Below are 24,242 nucleotides of genomic sequence, written 5' to 3' on the forward strand. Positions count from 1 at the left end.
CACCGCCTTTCTGGAATCTAGAAATTACTCTCCTGTACCCTTTTCATTGTCACGACCTTTGACTCCCTTTTCACCAATCTTGCTGTCGGCCTTTTTGGGTCTTCCCTGTCCACCATTCGTGTCCTTCACATCGGTTTCGCTTTCCGCACCGCCTGTGTGAGATGAAGATAGAGGGATCAGTCTTTCAGGTAATCCGAGTATTTCGTTTTCCAGAATAGCCATGTTCACCATAGAACTAGGAGACATGCCCATCGACGCACCAATGATCATTTTTGCTGGCACACCAAACTGTGATGCTTGCAATGCATTCTCAAATATTTCCTGCTTATTGAATATTGTGATATCAAGGAAGTTAACCCTGAAATTGATGTTATTAATGAAGAACTTCAGTCTTCTATTGACCCATCTCTCTATCTGCCGGAGAACTGTGAAAATAATAGCTTCGTCAGTCCTAATTGATTTCTCCAGACCTACGCTGCTGGACTTGTCGGTATTGAACAGCAATTGACTTACACCAACCTGTGTCCAATAGTCTCTAGTCGCCTTTTCAACGTTATCTGCGTCTGCCTTGTCTTTGTCGAATGAAATATCTGTAACTTCGAACGGTGCTGTAATAAGACCCACTTCATCAGGCAAAGCTTGAGAAGCCTTGTTGTGGAACATCATCATGTTTTCAAAATCAATCGAAAAGTCATTGTTGTGTTCGCTGTCTTTGCGCATTGGAAGCTTTTGATAGAGAACTTTGTAGTTCGCAATCTTTTCCCTATCCTTACGCAACGCTTTAAAGTCTTCAATATCAAGTAAGGATTCAAATACACCTACGAATGGCGGGATTACATTATCCAAATCTTCATTGATCTTGATACAGATCGTCTTTGCAGAATCTAATTCCTGCCACTTCAACTTCGAGTCCTTAAGGTACTTGTTGTACATAGATTTGAATTCCGGTGGATACATTTCGAGTTGATCAAGGTTGCTTTGGAAGTAACTAAAATCAAATGCGAAATTGAAACAGCCATCTTCTATACTGGAAATGGTGCAGTAATTAGGATTCAACTTCTGAATGAAGTACGAATTTTTGCCGATGTGTTCATATCCATAGAAAATGTCTTCACGGAAGGCAATACTTAGAACCTTACTGAATTCATGCTTAATATTCATTGAGTCAAGGAACTGTACAGCTTTTTTGTACTGACGGCTCAGTGATTCGACATTCACCTTATCGAAGTCAACGTTCACAGGTTCCACGATATAGTCGAGTGTGAGCATCTTCGCAAAATACTGAATTAATCGCTTATATTGCGGACTCTTGCTAAACAAAGTGTTACTTACGTCTCTTAGAGACTTTTCGTGCTGCGCAGGGTTGTCCATAAACGTAGACACTTCGCTGCGCTTGTACTTTTTCAATAACGAACTGGAGCTAGAAGTCTTTGTTAAGTCCTTCAGAATTAAGCTGTTCAAAGTAGCAAAATCAAGAACAACATGCTTTCTGAAAAATTCATTATCTTTCTTATCTTCGCTCATTTACTCACCACCCTTCTCGTAGACTTGATTTCGGTGCTTTTACCGCAAAGAACATTGACGCATCAACCTGTTCTCTCTTACGCTTCTGGTTTTTCATTTCAAGCGTGTAGATATAGAATAGGCCATACTCAAATGCTGAAAATTTATCCTTGTTGATCGCACGACTGATTTGTTTAACCTGTGTCTGACTACCAGACTGCTTGTACTCCAAGTTCATGATCTCTTCACAAAGCAAGTCAGTCATAACGTATGGCATTAACGCCTTACTCTTCGCTTCCGAATCTCTGAGCTTCTTTTCGATTGACGCTCTAGCCTGTGACTCAGTATGAAGTAGTTTTACTTTATGGTTGCTTAAAACGTTCACGAATACATTGTGAATATCACTGGCCTTGTTTTCTTTTGTGTTTGAACTTAAAGCGTAGATCATTGGAATACTATTTTCTTTCTTGTACTTATCGTATCTTTCATCATTAATTACTGAGTAAGGTGGATTTTCATCAACCTCTGTAACCATCAAGTCAACTAAACCTTTACCTGCACCGTTGGAGTCAATCACGACCACTCTCGCCTTGAAATCGTTTACCTTTTTCTTGATGAAAAGGGCTTGATCAAGGAAGTGTGTTCCTTCAAAGCTGTAAATGTTAACCAAATGTTTCTGATAGGTTCCGTCTCCCCGAGGTACGATCTTCAGTACTACCAAGGCACAGTTAGCGTTTTGTGAGCCTTCACTACGGGCTACGTCATACGCCAGAACGTATTCCACATCCTTTTCGTTGCTTGCCTTCTCTTCAGCCTTCACAAGCGTTCTAGAGTCGTTTAGATCGTCTAGCTGCACCAGTGAGTTATCACTTGTGCCTGTCCATACGCTTTCATACTCTCTCGCAAATGATAATGGATTGAAGGTTGGCTGCTCTTTCAATTCGTTGATAAAGTCAACGTCGAGCTGTCCATGCATACATGCCAATTCGAAACCTGCGCCTAAGTTGAACGAAGACTTGCCTTGTGCCATTTCTCCCAGAACCTCTTTCATTTTCTCAAAAGCAAATGACTGCTTGGTTCCACTGGTTGTGATGTACCATTGGAATTTATGTACTTCACTTGGATCAACGCCTTTACATGTAGCAATTCTGTCGTTAGCCATCAGAGGAATAACAACCTCATTCAGAGTGTCCTTCTTCATCTTTTCGTCAACGATCTCTTCTACTGCTCCACCATTTCTACGACCACCTCTTGCGGACTGCGCAACTTGAACAACGTCCAGTTTAGAGCCGTTATGGAAAATCAGTTTAGTATAGTCGTTGTTAAAAATGATCTTGCTGACCTCACCTTTGAGAATTGGATAGTAGTTCCATATGTTCTCAATGTTTTCTTGTGAAATCTTAGCAGCCTGCTCTTTGCCGGGAGCGCATATAAATAACTTTGTCCCAGGAAACATTATGCATTTCAAGTACAGTGCTAAAATCTGAGTGAATGATTTCGCTGTTCCCCGAGTGAACGTGAAATAAACCTTCTTGTATCTGAAGAGGATGCGAAGCATCACCCGTTGATAGAAGTAAAGGTCAATTTTACAGTCCGCTGGTTTTATGAAATCAATGAATCTATCAGGATAGGCTCTCCAGTAGGAACAATAACTGCGCCAATCTTTCTTTGCTTCCTGGAATGATCTGACCAGGACATTTTTCTTGGTAATGTCTACAGTCACATCTTCAGGTCTTTTGTAATTAAGGAAGGAAGCCATATTACTCACCAACCTTCGGTGTATCTTCTGGCGGTTCTGAAAGCTGCCCCATATTCATGAGCTTTCGTGTGTAGTTGTTCAGGTACAATATCGTCTTGTCGATAATGTCTTGCTCATACACCATGCTGTACGGCTCAATAAATCCATCCCGTTCGACCTCTTCGAAGATCGTAGAGAAGTTTCTTATGCCAGAACTTTCGCTGCCGGAAATTTTGTCGATTGGACGGAAACCGGAATTCTTTTGAACATCAGCAAATTGCTTATTAAGTGCTTCAAACGTTTTGAAATCATCTTTCTCTAACGCTCTTTTAATCTTCACCTTAAGCTGACAATACAGTTCAAGATTCGTCTTGTGCTGCGGTGTCGTAATAGCGTTTGCGTCAATCATTTCTTTCCATGTAATTTCCAATTCGTAATACTCCTTGTCGGAGTATCCTGTTCCCCATTTACGGCGAATATCAGGAGTGGCCTTGTCGTAAATATCTTCTTCGGTGATATCGAAATCGTTATCATCTTTAAATTTCAGTAAGTCAACCTCACCATCAACACTATCCTCATAAGTGAGATTTTTGTACTGATGCAATGCGGATATCTTCCGCAGATACCAGCCTAAAGGCTCTCTGCCGGAATCAAGCGACTTCTGCCATTCTGTTGCCAGGAATGGTCTGTCGATCTGTCTCAGCACTCTTTTTACCGAATCATTATTCGTAACATCAAGTTCTTCCTGAATACATGCCTTGCAGATCGTAACCCTGCCGTCTGGAAACATGGAGCTGCTAGAAGAATAGAAATTCTCTGTGATCTCACGCTCAGTGCGGCATTTCGTACAAACCTTTCTGGCCTTCAAAATTCTCTTTGCCATAAAAATCCCTCTTATCTTTCTAAGAAAAGACTCTTTAGCTGCCACCCAATCGAATGATTAGGAAGCATAAAAAAATCTTTTCTTCATTTATTTGTTGCCTTTCATGAACTCAAGAGTTGCAATGTCGCTTTCGATTCTTTCTGCTACAGCAGTTTTGAATCCAAGCAAGTAACCCTTATTAAACAGTGAAGCAAGTATTTCCAATGCGTGATCGTCTTGTTCGGCATTCTTCAGTTGAAGCATATGCTGATTGACAATCTCTTCTGGACTCTCTATGCCGTATCCATTACAGACAGGGCAATCGCATTTATTTACACACATTTGAACCCATCCTTTAGATGTTTTGCAGATCAACTCTAATAGGAATCAAATCGCCTTCACCAGTGACAATCATGATCATCTGCGAAGCATTTGTAGCCGCATTAAAGTTTTTGCTGTAACTATTTCTTCCTTCTAAGCTACCAACACCAATCACTAGCCGTCCGTTATCAGACTCCTGCATGTGAAAGTGGTGCAAGTGACCATAGATTAGGCAGTCAAAGAATTCGTTCTGCATGGAGATATAACCCTTCATGCGATCTTTTTTGTTGCCATTGTCCAAATGACCATGAACAAGCTTGATCTTCTTGCCATTGATCTCTTTATTCATTTCAGAAGCTCCATCAGGTGTCGCTTCAAACCTGAGTCGTGGCGAATTGATGAACTGAATTGCAGTCTGGATATTGTAGTTGATAATAACGTTGGCGTTATCATCATCAAAGTTGATATCCTTATCTCCCTGTAATCTGTCATGATTACCAGCGATACCGCTGTATTCCACATTCACGAATTCAGATAGGGCCACAAGAAACTCAATGACCAGTTCACTAGCCTTCAGTATTTGCTGTGCCAAACCGAATTCTGCGTCCCGACTCTGCTTCGCTCTCATGTACAGATGTTCGATGAAGTCTCCAAGACCTGCAACGATAACATCGGCAATTTGAAAGCGCTTACAATATTCTGCAACCCTAATAAGATATTCCCTCATTCTTGATCTGGCAATATCGTAGTTGTATGTATTTCCGTATACATCATCAACCAGCGCACCTACGTGCAAGTCTGTCAGGACGATTACAGCTTTATTGGACGTTCCACTTGTCACCCTTGCATGAGCAGTGATTTTTGGAACATTAAGTTTAAATTCTTTGAACACTTCAACGATCTCTTCTGCAACCACTTTGCTCAGATGAAATTCTCTTCTGAACTTGTTGATCTCTTGAAGGGTTAGTTGATTTTCTCTCTTTTCAGAGTAGAGAGAACCAAGCATTCGATTGAGTGATTCAAGCTTGCTAGTCGCAACCATATCCATGTGCTTACCCACAGATTTGAGTAATCCAGCCTTGCCTTGATACTCTTTGATAAGGCAGCGATACGATTCGTTAGAATCTGAGTCATGGTATCCTTCCTCTTCCATCAGTCGTCTATGTTTCTTCCAATCACACCGCAAACTAGGCGACAGCTTTTGAAGTTCGATCTTCAATTCAACCGCAGTATCCAGATGATCTTTTGTGACCTCAATTACATCGTTTTCGCTGTTAGTGTAACTTCTGATCTTCTCAGTCATTTACACCAACCCCTATTCCTCTGTTTGCTCAACAGATTGTTCTTCTTTGATAGAAATAGTGACATGTTTGTCTTTGAACTCTTCAAGAATCTGCATTAATGCAAAATACTCACTTGGTTCTTCGCCCTTACCGAACTCTTCAATAATAAAGTCTTCGTGAAGATGCCCCTTTAGGCTGATGCTATTAACTCGCTTTGCCATTTTCTTTCACCCTTTTTCTCATTGTGTATTTTTGCATACGACTAAAAGACCATAATTAAAGAACCTACCACTCAATGGTGACAAGTTCTTTAAATATGGTCTTCCTACTCTCATTCAATATACATAGTATATCATTTTATTTAACGCTTGTCAATATATTTTTTCTCTTATTGAAAAGTGTAAATTAAATATACGGTTCTAGGGAGAATCGAACTCCCCTCTCTGCACTGACAATGCAGCGTCCTAACCGATAGACGATAGAACCATGGAACGCCTGACAGGACTTGAACCTGCAACGTGCGGTGTAGAAGACCGCTATTCTTCCAATTGAATTACAGACGTACAATACTCCTTGATGGAATCGAACCACCGACAACACGCATATAAGACGTGTCTTCTAACCACTGAATTAAAGGAGCATACGAATGGACTCTAGTGGTAACGATCCACCCTCTAAGGATTTTCAGTCCTTCGCTAATCCGTCTCAGCTAAGAGTCCATATTATGGGCAAGGAGAGATTCGAACTCCCGAAGCACAAGGCAACTGATTTACAGTCAGTCCGCTTTATCCATCTTGCATACTTACCCAAATTAATATTTATGACTGCGACCATTCATGAAGACCTAGCTTAAAATCCAAGTAATCATCTACCACATTCATAACTGTTTCTGTCACGTCAATCTCCATGCCTTCAACGATACAGAATATCTTTCCTTCATCATGTCTGAATTCCATAGTAATTCTCCTTAAAATAAAGGTTATAGCCGTCCAGGGGAATTTCTCCCCCGTTGACATGCTATTATTATATCATTTTATTTTACGCTTGTCAATAGTGTGACACAACCTTTTTCTTGACTTTCTTTTACATCAATAATTCTTTGGTTTCTGCTGCCCCGAAATAGAAGTGTTGTATCTCTTTCTGCCAAAATAAATCTTCCATCAATCAGAACGTCACACAGGAGAAGTAATTGCTTCATCACTCTGTTACTACATATCTCTTCATATGTGAATCCACTATATGACCATACACTGATATTGGGAACCTGCTCTCTCAGCAGTTTAATGAAGGGGATCACTTCTTTTGTTGAGAAAAATGGGTCGCCGCCACATAGAGTTATTCCATCTAAAAGCGGATTACTCTTCACATCGTCGATAATTTCAAGCTGTCTTTTAATTGTAAACTCTTCACCGTGCTTAAAATCCCATGCATTCGTATTGAAGCAGCCTTCACATGCATGTTTGCAGCCGGAAATAAATAGGACAGAGCGCAGGCCACTGCCCTCATTTATACTTTCCTTGTAGTATCCTGATAAATACATTCGACCACTCCTAGCCGTGCTTCACTCTATCTTTCTCTTCAGCCCTCTTGCCGCTGTTGAACCTAGTCAATAGATTGCCTACCAGATAGCCTGTGATGCGTCTGATTTTGACGATACGCCCACCTGACTCCAATTCCCCGCACTCAGGACAAGCGTCTCCTATGACCCCATCAAAGCCGCAGGAGTCACATCTATCAATCGGGTGATTTATGCTGAAATATCCCACGTTATTCTGCAAGGCATATTGTACAACCTTTTGAAAGGCTTTTGGGTTATTCTTCATATTTCCATCAAGTTCGACATAGCAAATATGACCAGCATTTGTCAGCTCATGGAAAGGTGCTTCTAGCTCAATTTTCTTGTGAGCTGCAATTTGGAAGTATACTGGAATATGATTTGAATTGGTGATGTATTCACGATCTGTAATGCCTTCCATAATACCAAACTGCTTCTGATTGATTCTAGCAAACTTGCCAGCCAATGATTCCGCAGGAGTGGCGAACAATGTTATATTCGTATCTAATAACTCTGATTGCCGATCACAGAAGTCACGCATAAACTTGATGATCTCATATCCAGTATTCCACGCTTCCCGATCTTCTCCGTGATGTTTGCCTACAAGCGCCTTAAGACACTCTGCAAGACCAACAAAGCCAATAGACAAACTACCATGTTTTAATATCTCCCCGACCTTTTCGTCTGGATGCAACATTTCACCGTTCATCCATGTACCATTTGCCATCATAAAATCACTGGCCTTGGCTGGCTGACTTTTCTGAATCTCATATCTGTGCAGCAACCCTTCCAAACTGATCTCCATAACTTCAAGCAGCTTGTCATAGAAGCCCTCAATATCGCCCTTGAATTCGATTCCGATCTTCGGCAGGTTGATGCTGTTGAAGCTAAGGTTGCCACGACCTGATTGATGATTGTCTCCATGTCGATTTGAAATCACTCTGGTTCTGCATCCCATGGTTCCAATGATTGAATCTGGTTCATCCTCCCTGTAATATTGAAGATTATAGCTTGCGTCAACATTCACAAAGTTCGGGAACAGACGCTTGCTAGAACATTCAATTGCCTTCTGGAACAGGTCGTAATTTGCTTCTCCTTCATTCTGATTAATCCCTTGCTTGCACTGGAAAATCAACTGCGGGAATATTGCGGTTTCTCCATGACCAAGGCCGTTGATGGATGCCTGAAGAATTGAATCAGAAACAAGCCTGCCTTCCCATGAAGTGCATAGCCCAAAACAAATACTGGAGAACGGAACCTGTCCACCTGCTCTGCTTGCCATTGTATTGAGATTGTGAACCATGCTTTCTGCTGCCTGGAGAGTTTCGTTTTTCGTCTCTTCTACTGCAAATTCATAGACATGTGTTAGACTCATGATCTTTGGATTTCTGACATAAATCTCTTCATCGGAGAACAGTCCTCTGACTCTAAAATACTTCATTCCCTTTTTGAAATGCTTCCTAAATGACTTAGCTACATATGGAGCTAAATCCCAATCAATTTTGCTTGCACCGCAGCCACCATATTGAGAGTTTTGCTGGGCCTGGAAGATAATAGCCACCTGAGCCATTGCCGTTGAAATGCTATTTGGTGTACGTACACTCCCCTTGTCTCCAACATAGAATCCCGAAGCCAGTATTTTTTCAAACGGAATGAAGATACAATTATGCGTACCAAGAGCATAAAAATCAAGATCATGGATATGAATATAACCTTCGTCCATGTACTTCATAATATACTCTGGAATGACAAATTGCCTTGCAAACTCCTTGCTTGTCTCACTCCCCATCTTACCCATCTTTCCACTAAAGGACTCGCCATTGACATTCGCATTCTCTTTGATAATGTCCAAGTTCTTTGTGTCGATAATATCCACTCCCAATTTTTTTAGAAATATATTCGACATGCCATTTCCCCCTTAAAATAGTAATGCCCTACACCAATAAGATGTAGGGCTTGTGATAATTCTATTTGTTTGTAGAATGAGACTACTTGGACTCGAACCAAGAATGATGGATTAAAAATCCACTGTGATAACCATTTCACCATAATCCCATATTGGCAGAGGACTTGGGGCTTGAACCCAAACTACCTGATTCAAAATCAGATGTGCTAACCATTACACTAATCCCCAGTAAAGCGTCCTAAGTTGGACTGGAACCAACACACTCTTCCTGAAACGGAAGCGACTTTACCATCTTTGTCTATTAGGACGATATTGTAAGCTTACTCGATGGGACTTGAACCCACGACACTCCGCTTAACAGGCGGATACTCTAACCACTGAGTTACGAGCAAGATATTTACAGGGAAGGCGGGACTCGAACCTGCAACTCTCTGATTAACAGTCAGATGCTCTACCATTGAACTACAACCCTATATTGGTGGAGAGGAAGGGATTTGAACCCTCAACCTTACGCTTGCAAAGCGTCTGCGCTACCAATTGCGCCACAACCCCATATGAATACCCACTGAGGGAATTGAACCCCCATATCCAGTGTGTAAAACTGGCGTTCTCCCATTGAACTAAGCGGGCATGGCTGACATGGCACGATTCGAACGTGCAAGGAATTTCACCGCCTGGGTAACAGCCAGGTGCGTTTACCAATTTCGCCACATGTCAATATTTGGAGGAAGGTGAGTGGACTTGAACCCTCATAACGACTCTTCGCCGTATACGCCAGCTTTCAAGGCTGGTCACTTACCATTAGTGTAACCTTCCATATAAGGATAGTAGAGGATTTGAACCTCTGAGGGACTTTCGCCCCTATCCACGTAGCAGGTGGACGCAATAAACCAGACTCTGCCAACTATCCATGGTATGGGCTAGGAGAATCGAACTCCTATCAGTAGGTTGGAAGCCTACGGCACAACCAATATACCAAGCCCACATAAATCAATTGCTACGCTCTGGAATCGAACCAGATTATTCAGGCTTATGAAGCCCGACGAGATTTCCAACCTCAACCGCCAGCTATATTACTGCTCCACTTGGATTTGAACCAAGGCTTCCCCCAGATCGACGGGATTGTTCTAACCGCTAAACTATAGAGCATTATTGGTAGAGTCAGAGAGAATCGAACTCTCGCCACGTCCTTATCAGAGACGTATACTAACCACTATAAGATGACTCAACATTGGTGTGTGGGGCTGGATTCGAACCAGCAATCAAAGCGTTCCTTCTTTGTCTCCCGTTACAGGGGAGTGCGACTCGCCAACCTTCGCCGCCCACGACATATTTGGTACGGATAGGGAGACTCGAACTCCCACGTCTTGCGACACCTGATTCTAAGTCAGGCAAGTCTACCAATTCCATCATATCCGCAAATTAAACTGATACCCCCTGTCAGATTCGAACTGACACTGCTGAAGGCTTAAACTTCATGTCTCCTGCCATTGGACTAAGAGGGCAAAATATACAAGGTGCAAGAATTGAACTTGCGTCTCACCATTCCAAGTGGCGTATTCTACCGTTAAACTAACCCTGTAAAGGAATGACGCATGGGGGAATCGAACCCACCGAATACAGGATTGAAAGTCCTGTGGCTTCACCACTTGCCGAATGCGCCATATTGAAGAATGCTGGTGGAGAGAATCGAACTCCCATAAGCTGCTTACAAGGCAGCCGTAATGCCACTATACGACACCAGCAAGTAAGCGGAAGGCAGGATTCGAACCTGCGCTCTGCGGTGTTGCAAACCGCCGACTTAGCCACTTGTCCACTTCCGCATATTCAAGGCTGAGAAGACCTTGAATAGTAAAGGGTTTTGCGATTTTTTCGATAAGGAAAATCACCGAAACCATTATAACTTCAACCCCATAAAAGCCTTATATTGTGTCTTAAGCCACAAGTGATAATCTCACTTAATCAATGCTTCGACACTACCGTCGTTGTGTTCAACGATTGTAAGCAAGCCCTTGAATTGCAATGCTGCTTTGGTGTGTTCATTGTCAGGTGTCTCCTTTGTTGAGAAGCCGACCTGCGAAGTCATTGTATGTACGTAATAGGTCTTTCCTCTACACTTCACTATCCATGCAGGTATACTGTGAGGATCAGCGTTGTGTGCTTTGTTAAAGTGAAATACAATTCTTTCAACCTTTTTATTTATCAAGGTTTCCTTCATAATTTTCACTCGTTTCATTATAATAATCGTTGGTCGCAAGCAGGATTCGAACCTGCGCTCACTCTCTCCTACGAGAGCCGCCTTCCCACTTGGCTATTGCGACATATGGGGTAGGGCAGGGATTCGAACCCTAACCGCACGATTCACAGTCATGCATGCTGCCTTTACAACATCCCTACCATATGCAACTCCACCATACCAGCCATGTACAAACCAGCAGGGCAATTTACAATCCCCCGAATAAACTGACTCATGGATTTTATCGAAAGGCTGCGCACGAATGCGGTCTTAGCCTGACCTCTGCAAGTTTAACCTCTGAAGCGCCGATCCTGGCGCATGAAGAAATTTGAACCCTGAACTCTTTGAACTCTTCACCTTTGACACTTGAACTTTCAACGAATTTTATTTACTCCCGCTGAGTTTTCTTTTGTAATTTTCCCAATGTGGAAAATAACTTTAAGTATCATATAGTGAACATTTATATCCTCAAATGTCGAAAAGGTGTAAGAGTTAGTCGGTTTTCGATATAGTGGAGTTGTTATAATTTATGCTTGTATACTATTCAGCAACTTCAATGTCTGTACGTGTATTGCTTTCAGACAGGATAAAGTCTACTTCGTTTTCAAACTCTTCGATCTCAGCAGTAAGCTTTTCGATCAAAGTTTTCAGAACGATTGGATCAATGAGCTTCGCTTCGTTTTCGGCATTGAATGACTTGGTGATTTGCTCAATTTCAGCATCTTTACCTTTCAATGCGTCACCTTTGCCCAAGATGTTTTCAATCCGGCGCTCAAGCTGCACTTTTACATTTTGATTCTCACGAACCAAAGAGTTAATTGCCCCATTATACTGATTACGCAGCGTGTTCAGGAACGTCTTATCGTAGATAATGGAACCTTTACGCTCAATCGCTTCAGCAACACTCATTGTCCGTCCACTCGGGAATTTCACAGGTGTTGTAGCATTTGACAGAACTATCTTCGACTTGATTTCATTGCGACGAGTGATCAGCGCCGTGATTGATGCAACTGACGCTTTAGCTGCTTCAGCATATGCTTCAGGTGTAATGTGACCGTCGATCAGCTTCTTGCCTACCTGAATTGTCGCCAGCTTTGCTTCGTTAATCGAACGATTAATGCGTGTGTCCAGCAACTTCAGTTCGTTCAGTGCTCTTGTGATTGAAAATGTAACCATTTAAGACCTCTCCCTTTTATCTCTTTTGTTATAATTTATGCTTGTGATATGTAATAAAATTAATTCATAACGTCTTGTCTGTTTTTATATTATATCATTTTATTTTACGCTTGTCAACGTCTTTTATGAACTAATTTTATCCCATATCATTATTGGAATATGGCAAAGGCTGAAGGAATCTAACCCACTCCGTTGAGGTTGGAACTCAACATGCTAACATTACACCAAACCTTCATATTAAAAAATAAGCAGAAACCCTTCTCACCGTCCCTGCCAATGGTCGAATGCTACCATTTTTTAATCACTTCGACCCCTCACCAACTTTGTACATTGGCTACTCAACATAAATTATTATATCATTATATCTTACGCTTGTCAATGCATTTCGCAATCTCTTATTTCCCTTATAGATCAGCGAACACTTTTGAAGCGCTGCTGCGCACATCTTCATTTAACATGACCACACCGACCAGAGGATTGCCTTTCAACTTGTCTACGGCCTGATATAGCCCGTTATTATAGATGTACTTTTCTTCAGCCTGATTAAAGTCTCCACTAAATACAACGCAGGCATGCTCTGCCAAACGTGTACCAATAAGCTTCACCAGCTTTAGTGTCAAGTCCTCTGCTTCATCAACCAAAATGAATGTGTCACTGATCGAGAGTCCCTTCATATAGTAAGGAATCTCTTTCTTCAGGATGCCGTCTCTTTCCATCTGATCTGCTTCAAACTCTCCCTTATCAAGATGCTGGACAATTGGCTTGAAGAAGTCAGAAGTCTTGTCTTCTTTCGTTCCCTTCAGAAATCCGATTTGTTCACCGGAACCGATTGGGTTACGAACCATCATTAATTTGCGGTAATGCTTAGTGCTATTGCTGCCTTTGACGAATTCAATCGCAACCTTGGAACTTAGGTATGTCTTGCCACTACCATATGTCCCAATGATGAATTTGATTGGGATTGTTGTGTCCCATAACAGGTCAAGGGCGCATAACTGTTGCGCATTTTGTGCATTTACTACTCTTCCAGGCGGCACGACCAATTCGGCAAAAAACTCACCTGTCCAGCGGTAACAGTAATATTCATCGTTGAATTTAATGACAAGATACTGATTAATCAGCAGATCAAACATATTCGTTTCATCATTATAGATTTTGTTCAGTTCTTCTTCGTCAAAAACTTCGATTTCCTTTACCCCTGTGTACGTTGCTTCAACATTCTTTTCGAAATCCAAGTTGATCAAGGGTATATTGTACCCCTTTGCTTTGAATTTCAGCAAAACATCTTCAGTGATTAATCCATAGCCACTTTCGACACAAGCCTGGATGATCATGTTGTCTACGTAACCTGCTTCGTGTTGATCGTCCACATCCCATACGTAATCCTTCAGATCAAATACAAATTTGTCTTGATTTGCTTCGATATGTCTTACAGCCTTTCTTGCACGAAAAGCCAGATCAGGCTTGTCTCTGTTCGACTTGTGCTTGTCAAGTTCTCGTAATACATGAGATAGTATAACCACTTCATGACCTACAAGCACTTCAAGCTTATCCAGTAGCACATTCGTGTCAACAACGTATAGCATAGAATCACCCTGTCTTTTTAGTATAGAAAAAAAGCGGATAAGGAATTATCCCTATCCGCTTTCTCTTTTTCAATGCTTATTATTTAACAGCAGCTTTCAGGCCAGTAACACGCAGACCGACTGTTTTTGTAGCTGGAATTTCAATCGCTTCACCAGTCTGTGGGTTACGACCTGTACGTGCGTCACGCTCACGAATTTCGTATACACCATGACCTGGAATTGCTACGTTATTACCTTCCGCAAGCAGGGATTCGATTGCTGCGAATACTGCTGTGGTATATGTCTTTGCTGCCTTCTTTGTGGATTTAACGCCTTCGTCCAATACTACTACCTGTGCTACACGCTCAACCAATGCTTCTGTATTTACTTTTGTCATTTTGAAAATCTCCTTTTTCTCATTCGAGTTGTATTTTGTATTTGTACAGTCGTTTTTGTTATATTTTACGCCTGTAATAACCAGTATTAAATAGTCCTTTCGACCTCTACTATGTATCAGTCTACGTCTTGCACTTCTTTCTTTTCGAAACAAAGATAATTTGACAATATCTCCAAACAAATCGAAGTTTTGTTGTTGCGGTATTTCGTGAAATACCAATTCCACTTTAGCAGCAGATCATCAACAATCAGTCTTCTATTGTCTATTGGAAGCTCCTTGTCCAATTCAATCCTTGTTCCATCGGGAAGTATTAGCTTCATAGTGGATTGTCCTCTCCCTGAACATTAAGCAATAATCAATCATATTTTACGCTTGGCGTGTTGTTGAAAATGATATAGTGTTTAGCATAAAACTATTTTGCTTAATTCGATCAATCGACTATGCAATTATTATATCATTATATTTTACGCTTGTCAATCGTTTTGTTGATGGGGGTGAATTCTTGTTGTAAAGTATCCTATATAATAGGACTCTGTATGCGTTCACCCCAACCAACAATATTAGTATATCATTTTATCTTACGCTTGTCAATAGTCACTATCCCTCTTCTGTCTCGTCTAAAAATCCAAACAAGCCATTGGGCGACTTCATGCAAATCTAGACTTTAACTGACTTTGATTTGATCTGTCAAAATCTCACAAAGGAATGTATTTCTTCTCAGGTTTTCAACCTTACGCATAGCCTGATTTATCACTTCTGGCTGGCAAAGGATCACCAAAAACTCTTCCGGCCTTGTCCAAGCAGTGTATAAAAGGTTGGCATTTAATTGATGTGTATGTGCTGTGTCTGAGATGGATATGATTGATCTACAGGAGCTGCCTTGTGACTTATGCATTGTTATACAGTATGCATGTAGTATCTTTTCCAGGTCAGCAGTAAGAGTTACAACTTCTACTCCATCGTAATCCACCTGGATTATTTTATTAATGTAGTCTATCAGCGTGATGCTTCCTGTTTCTCCGTTCATGACTTCGACCTGTTTATCGTCAACAGTCTTCATCTTGTAAGAGTTGACTGTGTTAATAACATTGTCGCCTTTACGAAAAAACATTTCTTCTTTTTCTCTGATCTGCTTAATCTGCATGGTGTTTTGTTCTTCTTCATTCTCTGAATCGAGAGGATTAACAATCTCTTGCAAAGTCCTATTAATCGCATAGGTTCCAAGCTTGCCCTTCTTTGTAGGAGATAGAACCAACACACCGTCAGTTCCGTATGTTTTAATCATACGTTCATAATAGTGTTTGTATCCAGTCTCCATTTTTCGCTGCGGACATGCTACAAGTAGACAGTTCTTACCGAACTTTTTAACACCGACAAATTTGTCTTCAATGAATTTCTCACCCATCCGTACCATTGTAACCAAATCAAGAATGCCGCCTTCTTTTTGTCTGAAAACGGTATCAAGTTTAGTCACAGGAAAAACACCACTCTGTTGACAATCGAACAGAAAGTTCCCTTTATCAACTGACGGTATTTGGAACGAATCTCCAATGAAAAGTATTCTTGCATTCGGATTCTTTAGCTTCCCTAGAAGTATTCTTGCTAGGGATACGCCGCACATAGATGCTTCATCGACAATAACCACGTCTTCATATATGTTGATCTCTTCAAACTCTTCTTCGCTTTTCCCAATTCCTACGGCTCTGTGTATAGTAGATGCATCACGATTCGTATACTTTGAAAGAACCTTTCCTGCCTTGCCTGTTGGTGCAAGGAGCCTATATGTAAGGGACTTCTCTTCAAGCAATTCGATTAGCAACTTCTGAAGCATCGACTTACCGCAGCCAGCATATCCAACCAGAAACGACACACTGTTATTCTTGAAGCGATCAAAGAATGATTTTTGTTGATCAGTTAGTTTTATTTTATGCTTATATTCCTGTCTTTTAACAAATTCATCTGGATCATACTGTAGTGTTGTAGAGTTGCGCTGAAAATACTTGAGCGCTTCAGCCACTTCGATCTCCATTTCGAAAGTTGCTTTCAAGGCATAACGTTGATCCACTTTAATAATATCCTCAACATCCGGCAGTGACGCTTTAATTAAAGTTTTCTTTAGCTTCAGTAATTCGTATGACTTTGAAATCATGCGTGATTCATTAATATAGGTATCGCCATTCATTTCGGCTTCCTTAATTACATACCTTATCGCAGCATGTATCCTGAATGGGCTGTCCTTCGGAATCCCTAATTCCAGGGCAACTTCATCTGCCGATTTGAAACCAAACCCTCTCACGTTTGTAAGGATATATGGGTTTTCTCTCAGCTTCTCTGACAGAAGCGTTGCAGACGGAAATTCCTTTAGAAGCCTAGTCAACACCTTCATGTCCAGCATCGGAAATTCATTGATCAGTTCGACCAATTCAAGGTTGCTCAGGAGTCGTTGTCTAATTCTGTCGTAAGTAAATTTCCCAAATCCATGTACACGATCATAGTCAAAGGTGTCTTCCTTAAAGTGTTGAATTACATCTTCACCTTCATATATGTTGTATATCGCCTGTAGCTGCAATGGTGTGACAAACGAACTGACATATTCTTTCTGCTGCTCCGGCGTTACTGGCATTTCCTGTCTGATCCGAACAATTTTGTACTGTGTACCCCAATCCTTCGTATGCTGGATTTCAGCCTTAAGCTTATAGACAGCGTTTACATCTAAATGGTGCGACACTCCTATAACCGTCATATTGCCGTAGATGTTAAATGCAACTTTCTTGTAGTCCTCTAATTTCGCTGGCATGCAAGCGAACATACCCCAATTGGAGTCTTCCTTGTATCGCACAACGCCTTTCACTCTTATGTCTATATCAATTATCTCTTTATCCATTTTCCGCACACCCCTAACTGTCGTAACATTATATCATTATATTTTATGCTTGTCAATTTGTTTTATCTCTCGCTCATGGCCTATCATACTCCGACCTCTTGATTGCTCGCCAGCGCCACTCAGCGCCCTTCTAAAGACGGTCTAATCACATTCATGAGTGTTTGTTCCTGTCGAACAATGACTGCCTGTGTCAAAGCGTCAGGGCGATCTGATGTGAATTTTTAGAATATATAATGCTTATTTAATTAAATCGAATTATTAAACTCTTGCTTGACTAATTATATTTGATGTCTCATAATAATAAATATGAGACATTATTACGAAAGGGGAAATACATAATGACAGCAGCACACGATAAACTAGCAGTCCTTAGAACGGAGACAGTCTACAAGGATATAGCAGGATTCTTAAATAGAAAGAACATCGGAAATGGCGATACTTTGAAAAGCACCGCAGCCGATTATAAAAGAGATATTGAAAGATTCTTTAGTTTGATGATGAACAAAGATTTGAATGAATTGGAAATCCCTGACCTTTTCGTGATGCGGAAAGATGTTGAAGAGTTCCAGACGCTACTTGCCAATATCGGATTTAAATCAAACACTATTAATAGACACATTAATAGTTTGAGATCGTTGTATAAGTTTTTTGAGGAAAATGCTTCGAAGTATCGGTTTAGAGATTCTGAAGGAGAATTGGTGCAAATCACGCATAGTGCATGGAATGTTGATCCCGTTGTTATGAACGATTCCGAATCTTGGGGCATGTACACTGATGAAGAAGTCAAGCAGATGATTGAACTTGCGAAAACTCTCCATAATGGCGAACGGAAATCCTTAGCTATCGAATTCGCAAGCGTTTCTTCCTTTCGTATTGATGCTGTAGCAAACCTGGAGTATAGCGACTTCCGCAAAGAAGGCGATACATGGGTTGTAAAGCATCTTGATAAGAAGAAAATACATGAAAAGTCAATCAGAAGCGATTTGTATGAGCGCCTGCTTGCAGTCAAAGAAGACAGCAGCAATAAGGTTTTTGATTTAAATAAGAAAACTTTACAGCGAACTATCCATACACTGAATGAAATGATGGGACTTGATGAAGAACGAAACCTTACCTTTCACTCCATCAAAAAGTACGGGATCGGTGAAGTTTATATGATTACTGGCGGTGATCGCCTAGCTACTGCTTCCCAAGGGAATCACAATTCTTTTGAAACTGCCGAAAAGTATTACCTTCTATTTCAAAAAAATTATGCAAATATGCCCTCCCTGATGATTGGTCAAAAGCTTGATACCAGCCCACTGCAAGACCTGGACAAAGATGGCCTTATTGATCTGATTGAGTCTATGCCAAGATCAGTCCAGTTCGAAATATTGAATAAGCTGAAGAAATAGCCCATATGATTTATGGGTTTTTTCTTTGTCAAAATCATGATATGATTCCTAATAGGTTACGCTTCTGTAGACAATATAATAAAATATAATATACTATAATATATATATTATTTAGATATATTAATCATAGATATATATAACAAGGTTATTACTCGGATTTTATTGTCTACGGAAACGTAACCTATTGGATAAATCGCTGTAATCAAAGCAAAACCCCTACAGCACTCTGTAGAGGTTCGCAATTCTGTTATTTGGATGGTTAACTCTTGTAACTTCAATAAACTTCGCTTCTTCAAGTCGCCGGATATATTTAGTGAATGTTTCGTAACTCTTGATATTCAGGCTTTCTATCATCTTCGAATATGGACATTGATAGGCTCCGTATATGTCGCACCTGCTTTTGATATAAGCGTATATGTAAAAGCAATGCACTCCCAACTCCGTATCCCCCATCATTGCATCAAATACCGAATAATCAATCCTATGTGTATTCTCCACCTGATAAAATGTTCCGTCTAGGATTCTATCGTTATATGATTCGCCTGTTCTGTGAAATGATTTTATTGGGTACTTAATGCGATAATTCCTCTGCGCTAAACTGTGATGCCTTCCCGACTCTTCCTTTAGCTGCTCTATCGTTAAGAACGATATCTGACCGAATTCGTCCTGATCATATGTGACTGGATAGTCTTTTGTGGTAATAGTATATCCGATCTTGTCCAGCAGCCCATCCTTTTTTACGATGTAGTCGATTCGCTTCTCCAGGGGAGAGTATCCAAGTTTCTTCTTAATATCCCCCTGTGTGATCTTTTCCGATTCCACAAATTTGCAGTACCTGTATAAATACGTGACATAATACATATAGGAATACGCAAAGGCCGTATGTGTAAAGGTTGAGATATTTCTAGTTAATTCGTCAAATATTTCATTAGGTGTATATATTTTCATATTTCAATTCCCTTTCGATCTTAATAGGTTACGGTTGCGTAGCAGTTGACCGTGAATTAATTATATCTTTCGGTTGCTCTTTTCGCAAGCATAAAGTATAATGAATTTGGTGATGATGAATGATGAATTTAGAAGTGGTATGCGGAATTATCCGAAATGAAAATGGTGAAGTTTTGATTGCGCAAAGACCAGCACATACGAGTTTTGGCGGCTCCTGGGAGTTTGCTGGCGGTAAGATCGAAAAAGATGAAGCTCCTGAAGCAGCATTGGTCAGAGAGTTGAAAGAGGAATTGGCTGTTGATGTAACTGTTGGTGATCACATAGGCATATATACACATGAATTCAGCGATAGAACTATTAGGCTACATGCTTACTATGCTCACACCGATCAGCAGCCTGTCGCATTAGAACACCAGGAATTGATGTGGGTACATCCACTTTCTTATCGAGGATCATTCCTATTGGATTCTAACAAGCCGATTTTGGACGAAATCATGCTAGATTCATTGTTTTAATGCATGTTTTGCTCATATATCAGAGAATTTCGCATAAAAAAGGGCTTATTTCCTTCGTTTTTCGTTAAAAAACACGAAAATGAACACAAAAAAGCCCTTCCGGTGCGAATCAGAAGGGCTTTTTTGATACGATGAAAATGTTTGACAAGATTTGCATCCATTAGACTTTTACCTAGGACGTATCACATTGATATAGACTCAAAACTAAGGCTCACAATATGACTCCTATTAAGTTATGTTAGAAATATACCATTAGTCCGGTATCTACGTCAATAGGTTGTGGATAAATAATTTTCTTCCAAAGTTATCCCCAATATGATATAGTTAACGCACGATGATTTTACCAATGTTTGTGCGAGTATGCTTCAGACGGTCTGTGCGAGACTGTCGCCTGCGATAATAGTATCGGGTTTCTATACCTTTTTTAAGGTATGTGTTCCCTTTATTTAATCATACCTTTGGAGTGTATCTCGTAGATTGATAGAATCATGATTACGGTTATTTTGCGTACAATCAGATAATTTCAACTATAAAAAAACAAAAAAATAAGCACCAACCCCGAAAGCCTGCTACACATAATCAATTGAATGTCTCAGGTCGCCAAACTAGCGACATTCAGTGATTCCAAGTGGTGTAGGTAAAGGACGATACAGAAGGTAAGTGCTCTGTTTCTTCAAGTATATGCTTGGTATGTTTTTATTATACCATCTTACTTTAAAAAATGGAAGCCCTGAACCTCTCTTTGCCGCACCTTTTTTCGGAATTTACGGTGCTGAAAGAGAGGTTTTTCGTTGTGCTTACAAGGAAAACAGGTGTTCCGTACTGGAAAGAGTTTGCAGAGTTCCAAACGTTTACTAGCGTGGAAGAAATGGTAGATACTGTTAAGTCTGTCTGTTCCGAATACTGCCTTACCGAGACGATCAAAGCCGTGCTGAATACCATTAAGCTCCATGCCAAGAACTTCGTCGGCGTATGCTGGCTGTATCGTGAAGAGATTGCCAAGAAAGCGAAAGTGTCTTTGTCTTCGGTTAAACGTGCCATTAAGGAACTGAAGGATGCGGGGATTATCTCTGTCATTACAAAGATGCACACAAAGCGTGGCGGTCAAACGCATAACCTGTATGTTATCAACAATCCTGTGGATATTGTGGATAACATTGCCAAGGAGCCTGCGATTGAGCCTGCTGCTGAACCTCGCAATGAGCCGCCGCAGCAATCTGTTCAGGAGTCTTCAACCCCTTGTCCAGCAAGCGATTCAGCAGTTCAGGTTTTGGCCTATAAGAATTGCCATAATAACTCTCATAAAAACCCCAATAAACTTCAAAACATTAAAACCTTTAATTCGATAAAGATCGAAAAAGAGAACGAGCATGTAAACATCCTGGCTAATGTACCTGATGAATTCGTTAAGATCATGGAGCCTTACTACGGAGATTCACCAGAAATCATCTTAAACCGATGGAAGACTACATGCGTTGCGATCAAGAAGTCATGCTTCCACATTGGCAACACCTCCTGGGAGACGATCCGTCAGGCTTGGAAAACGACAATCAACAGGTACAAACGCAGCAAGATTAAAAACGAAACTGACGATGGCCTGGGTGGATTCTATTACAGAGTTCTCTGTGAAGAAGCTACGGCTGACTACCTTGTTTCAGACGAATACCAAGCGTTCTGCGGAAATAGATAAGGGATAGGCTGCACTAGCAACCCATCCCCTATGTGTAATCAGTCATATTCTTTTATCCGCTTCGCAAGTTCTGGGTAAAGCTGATGGAAATACATTTTTAGTGCGTCATTGACTATTCTGTATTTATCCCCCCATCCATCCCCTGCAACCTCATTGATCAGTTCAAGTATTTCATTTTGTATGTTATAAGCCTGGGAAGTGTGCGTATCTTTAAGTCGGGCCTGCTTCCGGCGCTTGGGTACATATGCCAGAACAGGTGTCTGATCTTGCGCTTCCGGTGTCTCTTTGGGCTTTTTGGGGCTGGCGTTCTTTTTTGTACCACTAACATCTTTTTCCTTATTTTTAGCCGTATCCCCCCCTGCACCATCCCTCACTTTGCGTGTAGAGCGATTCTGGGTGCTCTTACCGCCTTCGGGCGGTATTGGCGGTGTAGTTGAGCCACCATCAGGATTAAGCTGCTCTGGAGTCAAATTAGGGCCATTCTCCACGCCTGGGCTTACATCGGGATTATTGACACTATCTCCATTTACCAGGGCATCCCTGGCTTGCTGTGATCGGGTCCGTCTGCCATTATCAACATTCTTCATCCTATCTTTGATCGACAACGTTGATCAACTCCTTAACAAATCCCAAATACTGATTGTTAACCTGTTTGAGTTCAGAATTACTTTTGGTTAATCCAAAGAACGGCGCACGGGCAACGGCTGCTGTACGCTGTATTACCTGACCAAACAGCAACTCAGGGTATTCCTCTGATATCAATTCGAAGTAATACGAATTGTCAGCACGTCTATTATCTATCAGCGTCCGAAGTATTCCGGCAACTTTCAGATCAGGATTAAGATTGTCCTGGATATGCTCTATTGTTTCAAAAAAGCTTAGTATAGCTGAATGGCAGAACTTACTTGGTTCAAACATAACCACCACGTAATCTGAAGCTGTGAGAGCGTTATAGGTCTGCTCACCCAGGGCAGGCGGTGTATCTATAATGATATAGTCATAATCGTCCTGTACGGTGCTTAGAGCAGCCTTCAGAGCGAAGTTAGTCTCCTTCTTCTGCTTGTTGTGAACAGTAAGGTATAGGTGACTAGCAAGTGTCGTGATCAGTTCGTCAGACACAAGCACATCCAGCGTATCCGTAACCTTTCGTATGAAAGGCTTCGCATCCTCTGCCTTAATAGCTTCCATCGTTGTCTTCCCCCCAAACTCATACGGATCGTCGATCCCTGTAAGCATCTGAGAGAGATTGCCTTGTCCGTCCATGTCTACCGCCAATACTTTATAATCTGCGCTCAAAAGGCTTGCTACGATGCCTGACGTGGTGGTCTTTCCGCTGCCGCCCTTCTGAATTCCGAACGATATTGTCACCGCCAACGCTTGTCGCCCCCTATTAGATTACATATGTACTCATAATTGCATAAGTACAAGTAAATGTCAATGTTAAAGAACATATACAAGTACATTATTAACTACTCATGTAAGCACTTATATAAGTACAATAACATATACAATTACTTACATAAGCACTTACTTAAGTACTTATGTAAGTAATTGTATAATTAATTCTATAATTAATTATATGCATATAAGTAAATGTATAAATAAAAGTAAAAGTAATTATACATGTAAATATACAAATAAACGTTTAAATAAAAGTAAAATTAAAAATACATGTAAATATAAAAGTAAAAGTAATTATACATGTAATTATAAAAGTACATATATAATTAAATATAAAAGTACTAATAAAAATACTAATAAAAATACTAATGCATGTATAAGTATTTTTAAAATTAATTTTCAAAACAAAAAAGCGGCATCCGTAGACACCGCCTGATGGTTGTATTATTGCGAAAGCTTGAGCAGCTTTGAGGTCTTGTCCTTGTTTGGAGTGCGCAAGTCCTGCACGATCTCCTGCTGCTGCGCCGATCCGATACTGCCGCCTTTAGCTTCCACTGATCTCAATATCTGATTAACCATGGTGAGAATTTGAGCTTCGTCCATTCCACCCCTGTTATTTGCTGCACCTTCAACGCATTCAATGATGTGGTCAAGACCAAGGACTTCAACCATCTGGATTAGCTTATTGAAATTGTCTTCCTGACCTACCCTAGAAAGCTTCAGTTTAGGCAGACACGCCTTGCGGTAGAATTCCGATTTGTTGTCACGCTTTTGGTGGAATTGAAGAAACCATTCATATTGTTCGTCCGAATCGAAATCGTCTCTGTTAACTCTGAAAGCAATCGTAGTATCTTTAGCCAATTATTAC

21 protein-coding genes and 23 tRNA genes are annotated in these 24,242 nt (G+C 40.8%); 3 read left to right on the top strand and 41 right to left on the bottom strand.

Going from position 1 to position 24,242, the window contains the following annotated elements:
- Nucleotides 1–24: 24 nt before the first annotated feature.
- The 37 genes from MKY96_RS33190 to MKY96_RS33370 form a co-directional block, all read right to left on the bottom strand.
- Nucleotides 25–1,524 (bottom strand): hypothetical protein, encoded by a 1,500-nt coding sequence (locus MKY96_RS33190; RefSeq protein WP_340947104.1) that lies wholly within the window; start codon nucleotides 1,522–1,524, stop codon nucleotides 25–27.
- A gap of 4 nt (nucleotides 1,525–1,528) precedes the next feature.
- Nucleotides 1,529–3,262: a DNA-packaging protein gene (locus tag MKY96_RS33195; RefSeq protein WP_340947170.1), complete on the bottom strand. Its 1,734-nt coding sequence runs from the start codon at nucleotides 3,260–3,262 to the stop codon at nucleotides 1,529–1,531.
- A 1-nt stretch (nucleotide 3,263) separates the two neighbouring features.
- Nucleotides 3,264–4,124: a hypothetical protein gene (locus MKY96_RS33200; RefSeq protein ID WP_340947105.1), complete on the bottom strand. Its 861-nt coding sequence runs from the start codon at nucleotides 4,122–4,124 to the stop codon at nucleotides 3,264–3,266.
- Between the two features lie 87 nt (nucleotides 4,125–4,211).
- On the bottom strand, nucleotides 4,212–4,367 hold the full coding sequence (locus MKY96_RS33205; protein WP_340947107.1) for a hypothetical protein: 156 nt from the start codon (nucleotides 4,365–4,367) through the stop codon (nucleotides 4,212–4,214).
- A 91-nt stretch (nucleotides 4,368–4,458) separates the two neighbouring features.
- A complete protein-coding gene (locus tag MKY96_RS33210; protein WP_340947109.1) occupies nucleotides 4,459–5,727 on the bottom strand; it encodes a metallophosphoesterase family protein in 1,269 nt (422 codons plus the stop codon).
- Nucleotides 5,728–5,739: 12 nt separating this feature from the next.
- Entirely contained in the window at nucleotides 5,740–5,928 is a 189-nt protein-coding gene (locus tag MKY96_RS33215; RefSeq protein ID WP_340947111.1) for a YonK family protein, read from the bottom strand.
- Between the two features lie 193 nt (nucleotides 5,929–6,121).
- A tRNA-Asp gene (locus MKY96_RS33220) sits at nucleotides 6,122–6,193 on the bottom strand.
- A 1-nt stretch (nucleotide 6,194) separates the two neighbouring features.
- A tRNA-Arg gene (locus tag MKY96_RS33225) sits at nucleotides 6,195–6,270 on the bottom strand.
- Between the two features lie 4 nt (nucleotides 6,271–6,274).
- A tRNA-Ile gene (locus MKY96_RS33230) sits at nucleotides 6,275–6,347 on the bottom strand.
- An 85-nt stretch (nucleotides 6,348–6,432) separates the two neighbouring features.
- Nucleotides 6,433–6,515 (bottom strand) — tRNA-Tyr (locus tag MKY96_RS33235).
- A gap of 10 nt (nucleotides 6,516–6,525) precedes the next feature.
- Nucleotides 6,526–6,663, bottom strand: coding sequence for a hypothetical protein (locus tag MKY96_RS33240; RefSeq protein ID WP_340947114.1), 138 nt, complete (start codon nucleotides 6,661–6,663; stop codon nucleotides 6,526–6,528).
- 77 nt (nucleotides 6,664–6,740) lie between these two features.
- Nucleotides 6,741–7,247, bottom strand: a complete 507-nt coding sequence (gene nrdG / locus MKY96_RS33245; protein ID WP_340947116.1) for an anaerobic ribonucleoside-triphosphate reductase activating protein — start codon at nucleotides 7,245–7,247, stop codon at nucleotides 6,741–6,743.
- 10 nt (nucleotides 7,248–7,257) lie between these two features.
- Complete coding sequence (nrdD, locus tag MKY96_RS33250; RefSeq protein WP_340947118.1) at nucleotides 7,258–9,168, bottom strand: anaerobic ribonucleoside-triphosphate reductase; 1,911 nt, start codon at nucleotides 9,166–9,168, stop codon at nucleotides 7,258–7,260.
- A gap of 77 nt (nucleotides 9,169–9,245) precedes the next feature.
- Nucleotides 9,246–9,317, bottom strand: a tRNA-Lys gene (locus tag MKY96_RS33255).
- Between the two features lie 170 nt (nucleotides 9,318–9,487).
- A tRNA-Asn gene (locus MKY96_RS33260) sits at nucleotides 9,488–9,560 on the bottom strand.
- Between the two features lie 8 nt (nucleotides 9,561–9,568).
- A tRNA-Asn gene (locus MKY96_RS33265) sits at nucleotides 9,569–9,640 on the bottom strand.
- 4 nt (nucleotides 9,641–9,644) lie between these two features.
- Nucleotides 9,645–9,720: transfer RNA gene (locus tag MKY96_RS33270), tRNA-Ala, on the bottom strand.
- 7 nt (nucleotides 9,721–9,727) lie between these two features.
- Nucleotides 9,728–9,798, bottom strand: a tRNA-Val gene (locus MKY96_RS33275).
- Between the two features lies 1 nt (nucleotide 9,799).
- A tRNA-Asn gene (locus MKY96_RS33280) sits at nucleotides 9,800–9,885 on the bottom strand.
- 5 nt (nucleotides 9,886–9,890) lie between these two features.
- Nucleotides 9,891–9,984: transfer RNA gene (locus MKY96_RS33285), tRNA-Ser, on the bottom strand.
- A gap of 5 nt (nucleotides 9,985–9,989) precedes the next feature.
- Nucleotides 9,990–10,078 (bottom strand) — tRNA-Ser (locus MKY96_RS33290).
- 1 nt (nucleotide 10,079) lies between these two features.
- Nucleotides 10,080–10,153 (bottom strand) — tRNA-Gly (locus MKY96_RS33295).
- Between the two features lie 247 nt (nucleotides 10,154–10,400).
- A tRNA-Tyr gene (locus MKY96_RS33300) sits at nucleotides 10,401–10,497 on the bottom strand.
- 5 nt (nucleotides 10,498–10,502) lie between these two features.
- A tRNA-Leu gene (locus tag MKY96_RS33305) sits at nucleotides 10,503–10,587 on the bottom strand.
- A 12-nt stretch (nucleotides 10,588–10,599) separates the two neighbouring features.
- A tRNA-Leu gene (locus tag MKY96_RS33310) sits at nucleotides 10,600–10,673 on the bottom strand.
- 6 nt (nucleotides 10,674–10,679) lie between these two features.
- A tRNA-Pro gene (locus tag MKY96_RS33315) sits at nucleotides 10,680–10,750 on the bottom strand.
- Nucleotides 10,751–10,757: 7 nt separating this feature from the next.
- Nucleotides 10,758–10,831: transfer RNA gene (locus MKY96_RS33320), tRNA-Glu, on the bottom strand.
- A gap of 11 nt (nucleotides 10,832–10,842) precedes the next feature.
- Nucleotides 10,843–10,913 (bottom strand) — tRNA-Thr (locus tag MKY96_RS33325).
- A gap of 5 nt (nucleotides 10,914–10,918) precedes the next feature.
- A tRNA-Cys gene (locus MKY96_RS33330) sits at nucleotides 10,919–10,991 on the bottom strand.
- Between the two features lie 131 nt (nucleotides 10,992–11,122).
- Nucleotides 11,123–11,404: a hypothetical protein gene (locus MKY96_RS33335; protein WP_340947120.1), complete on the bottom strand. Its 282-nt coding sequence runs from the start codon at nucleotides 11,402–11,404 to the stop codon at nucleotides 11,123–11,125.
- 13 nt (nucleotides 11,405–11,417) lie between these two features.
- Nucleotides 11,418–11,489: transfer RNA gene (locus MKY96_RS33340), tRNA-Leu, on the bottom strand.
- Between the two features lie 3 nt (nucleotides 11,490–11,492).
- Nucleotides 11,493–11,565 (bottom strand) — tRNA-His (locus tag MKY96_RS33345).
- Nucleotides 11,566–11,944: 379 nt separating this feature from the next.
- Complete coding sequence (locus MKY96_RS33350; RefSeq protein ID WP_340947124.1) at nucleotides 11,945–12,580, bottom strand: hypothetical protein; 636 nt, start codon at nucleotides 12,578–12,580, stop codon at nucleotides 11,945–11,947.
- A gap of 160 nt (nucleotides 12,581–12,740) precedes the next feature.
- Nucleotides 12,741–12,814, bottom strand: a tRNA-Trp gene (locus MKY96_RS33355).
- A gap of 170 nt (nucleotides 12,815–12,984) precedes the next feature.
- A complete protein-coding gene (locus MKY96_RS33360; RefSeq protein WP_340947127.1) occupies nucleotides 12,985–14,166 on the bottom strand; it encodes a PhoH family protein in 1,182 nt (393 codons plus the stop codon).
- Nucleotides 14,167–14,245: 79 nt separating this feature from the next.
- Nucleotides 14,246–14,767, bottom strand: a complete 522-nt coding sequence (locus MKY96_RS34025) for an HU family DNA-binding protein (RefSeq protein WP_445671518.1) — start codon at nucleotides 14,765–14,767, stop codon at nucleotides 14,246–14,248.
- A 439-nt stretch (nucleotides 14,768–15,206) separates the two neighbouring features.
- Nucleotides 15,207–17,426 (bottom strand): AAA family ATPase, encoded by a 2,220-nt coding sequence (locus tag MKY96_RS33370; protein WP_340947130.1) that lies wholly within the window; start codon nucleotides 17,424–17,426, stop codon nucleotides 15,207–15,209.
- A 338-nt stretch (nucleotides 17,427–17,764) separates the two neighbouring features.
- On the opposite strand from MKY96_RS33370, the gene MKY96_RS33375 reads away from it, so the two are divergent.
- A complete protein-coding gene (locus MKY96_RS33375; protein ID WP_340947133.1) occupies nucleotides 17,765–18,820 on the top strand; it encodes a tyrosine-type recombinase/integrase in 1,056 nt (351 codons plus the stop codon).
- Between the two features lie 216 nt (nucleotides 18,821–19,036).
- Here the strand turns inward: MKY96_RS33375 and MKY96_RS33380 are convergent, their stop codons facing one another.
- The gene (locus MKY96_RS33380; protein WP_340947136.1) at nucleotides 19,037–19,768 is read right to left on the bottom strand and encodes a hypothetical protein; all 732 of its coding nucleotides are present in this window, start codon (nucleotides 19,766–19,768) and stop codon (nucleotides 19,037–19,039) included.
- Between the two features lie 119 nt (nucleotides 19,769–19,887).
- Between MKY96_RS33380 and MKY96_RS33385 the strand changes: the two genes are divergently transcribed.
- The gene (locus MKY96_RS33385; protein WP_340947139.1) at nucleotides 19,888–20,283 is read left to right on the top strand and encodes a (deoxy)nucleoside triphosphate pyrophosphohydrolase; all 396 of its coding nucleotides are present in this window, start codon (nucleotides 19,888–19,890) and stop codon (nucleotides 20,281–20,283) included.
- Between the two features lie 721 nt (nucleotides 20,284–21,004).
- The gene (locus tag MKY96_RS33390) at nucleotides 21,005–21,973 is read left to right on the top strand and encodes a helix-turn-helix domain-containing protein (RefSeq protein ID WP_340947141.1); all 969 of its coding nucleotides are present in this window, start codon (nucleotides 21,005–21,007) and stop codon (nucleotides 21,971–21,973) included.
- A 38-nt stretch (nucleotides 21,974–22,011) separates the two neighbouring features.
- Here the strand turns inward: MKY96_RS33390 and MKY96_RS33395 are convergent, their stop codons facing one another.
- The 3 genes from MKY96_RS33395 to MKY96_RS33405 form a co-directional block, all read right to left on the bottom strand.
- A complete protein-coding gene (locus MKY96_RS33395; protein ID WP_340947143.1) occupies nucleotides 22,012–22,578 on the bottom strand; it encodes a hypothetical protein in 567 nt (188 codons plus the stop codon).
- On the bottom strand, nucleotides 22,562–23,341 hold the full coding sequence (locus MKY96_RS33400; RefSeq protein ID WP_340947173.1) for a ParA family protein: 780 nt from the start codon (nucleotides 23,339–23,341) through the stop codon (nucleotides 22,562–22,564). The genes MKY96_RS33395 and MKY96_RS33400 overlap by 17 nt, the downstream gene beginning before the upstream one ends.
- Nucleotides 23,342–23,818: 477 nt before the next feature.
- Nucleotides 23,819–24,235 carry a hypothetical protein gene (locus MKY96_RS33405; RefSeq protein ID WP_340947146.1) on the bottom strand — a complete coding sequence of 139 codons (417 nt, stop codon included), beginning with the start codon at nucleotides 24,233–24,235 and terminating at the stop codon, nucleotides 23,819–23,821.
- Nucleotides 24,236–24,242: the final 7 nt, after the last annotated feature.

The sequence above is a fragment of the Paenibacillus sp. FSL R7-0302 genome (assembly GCF_038006885.1).
Taxonomy (GTDB): Bacteria; Bacillota; Bacilli; order Paenibacillales; family Paenibacillaceae; genus Paenibacillus_AQ.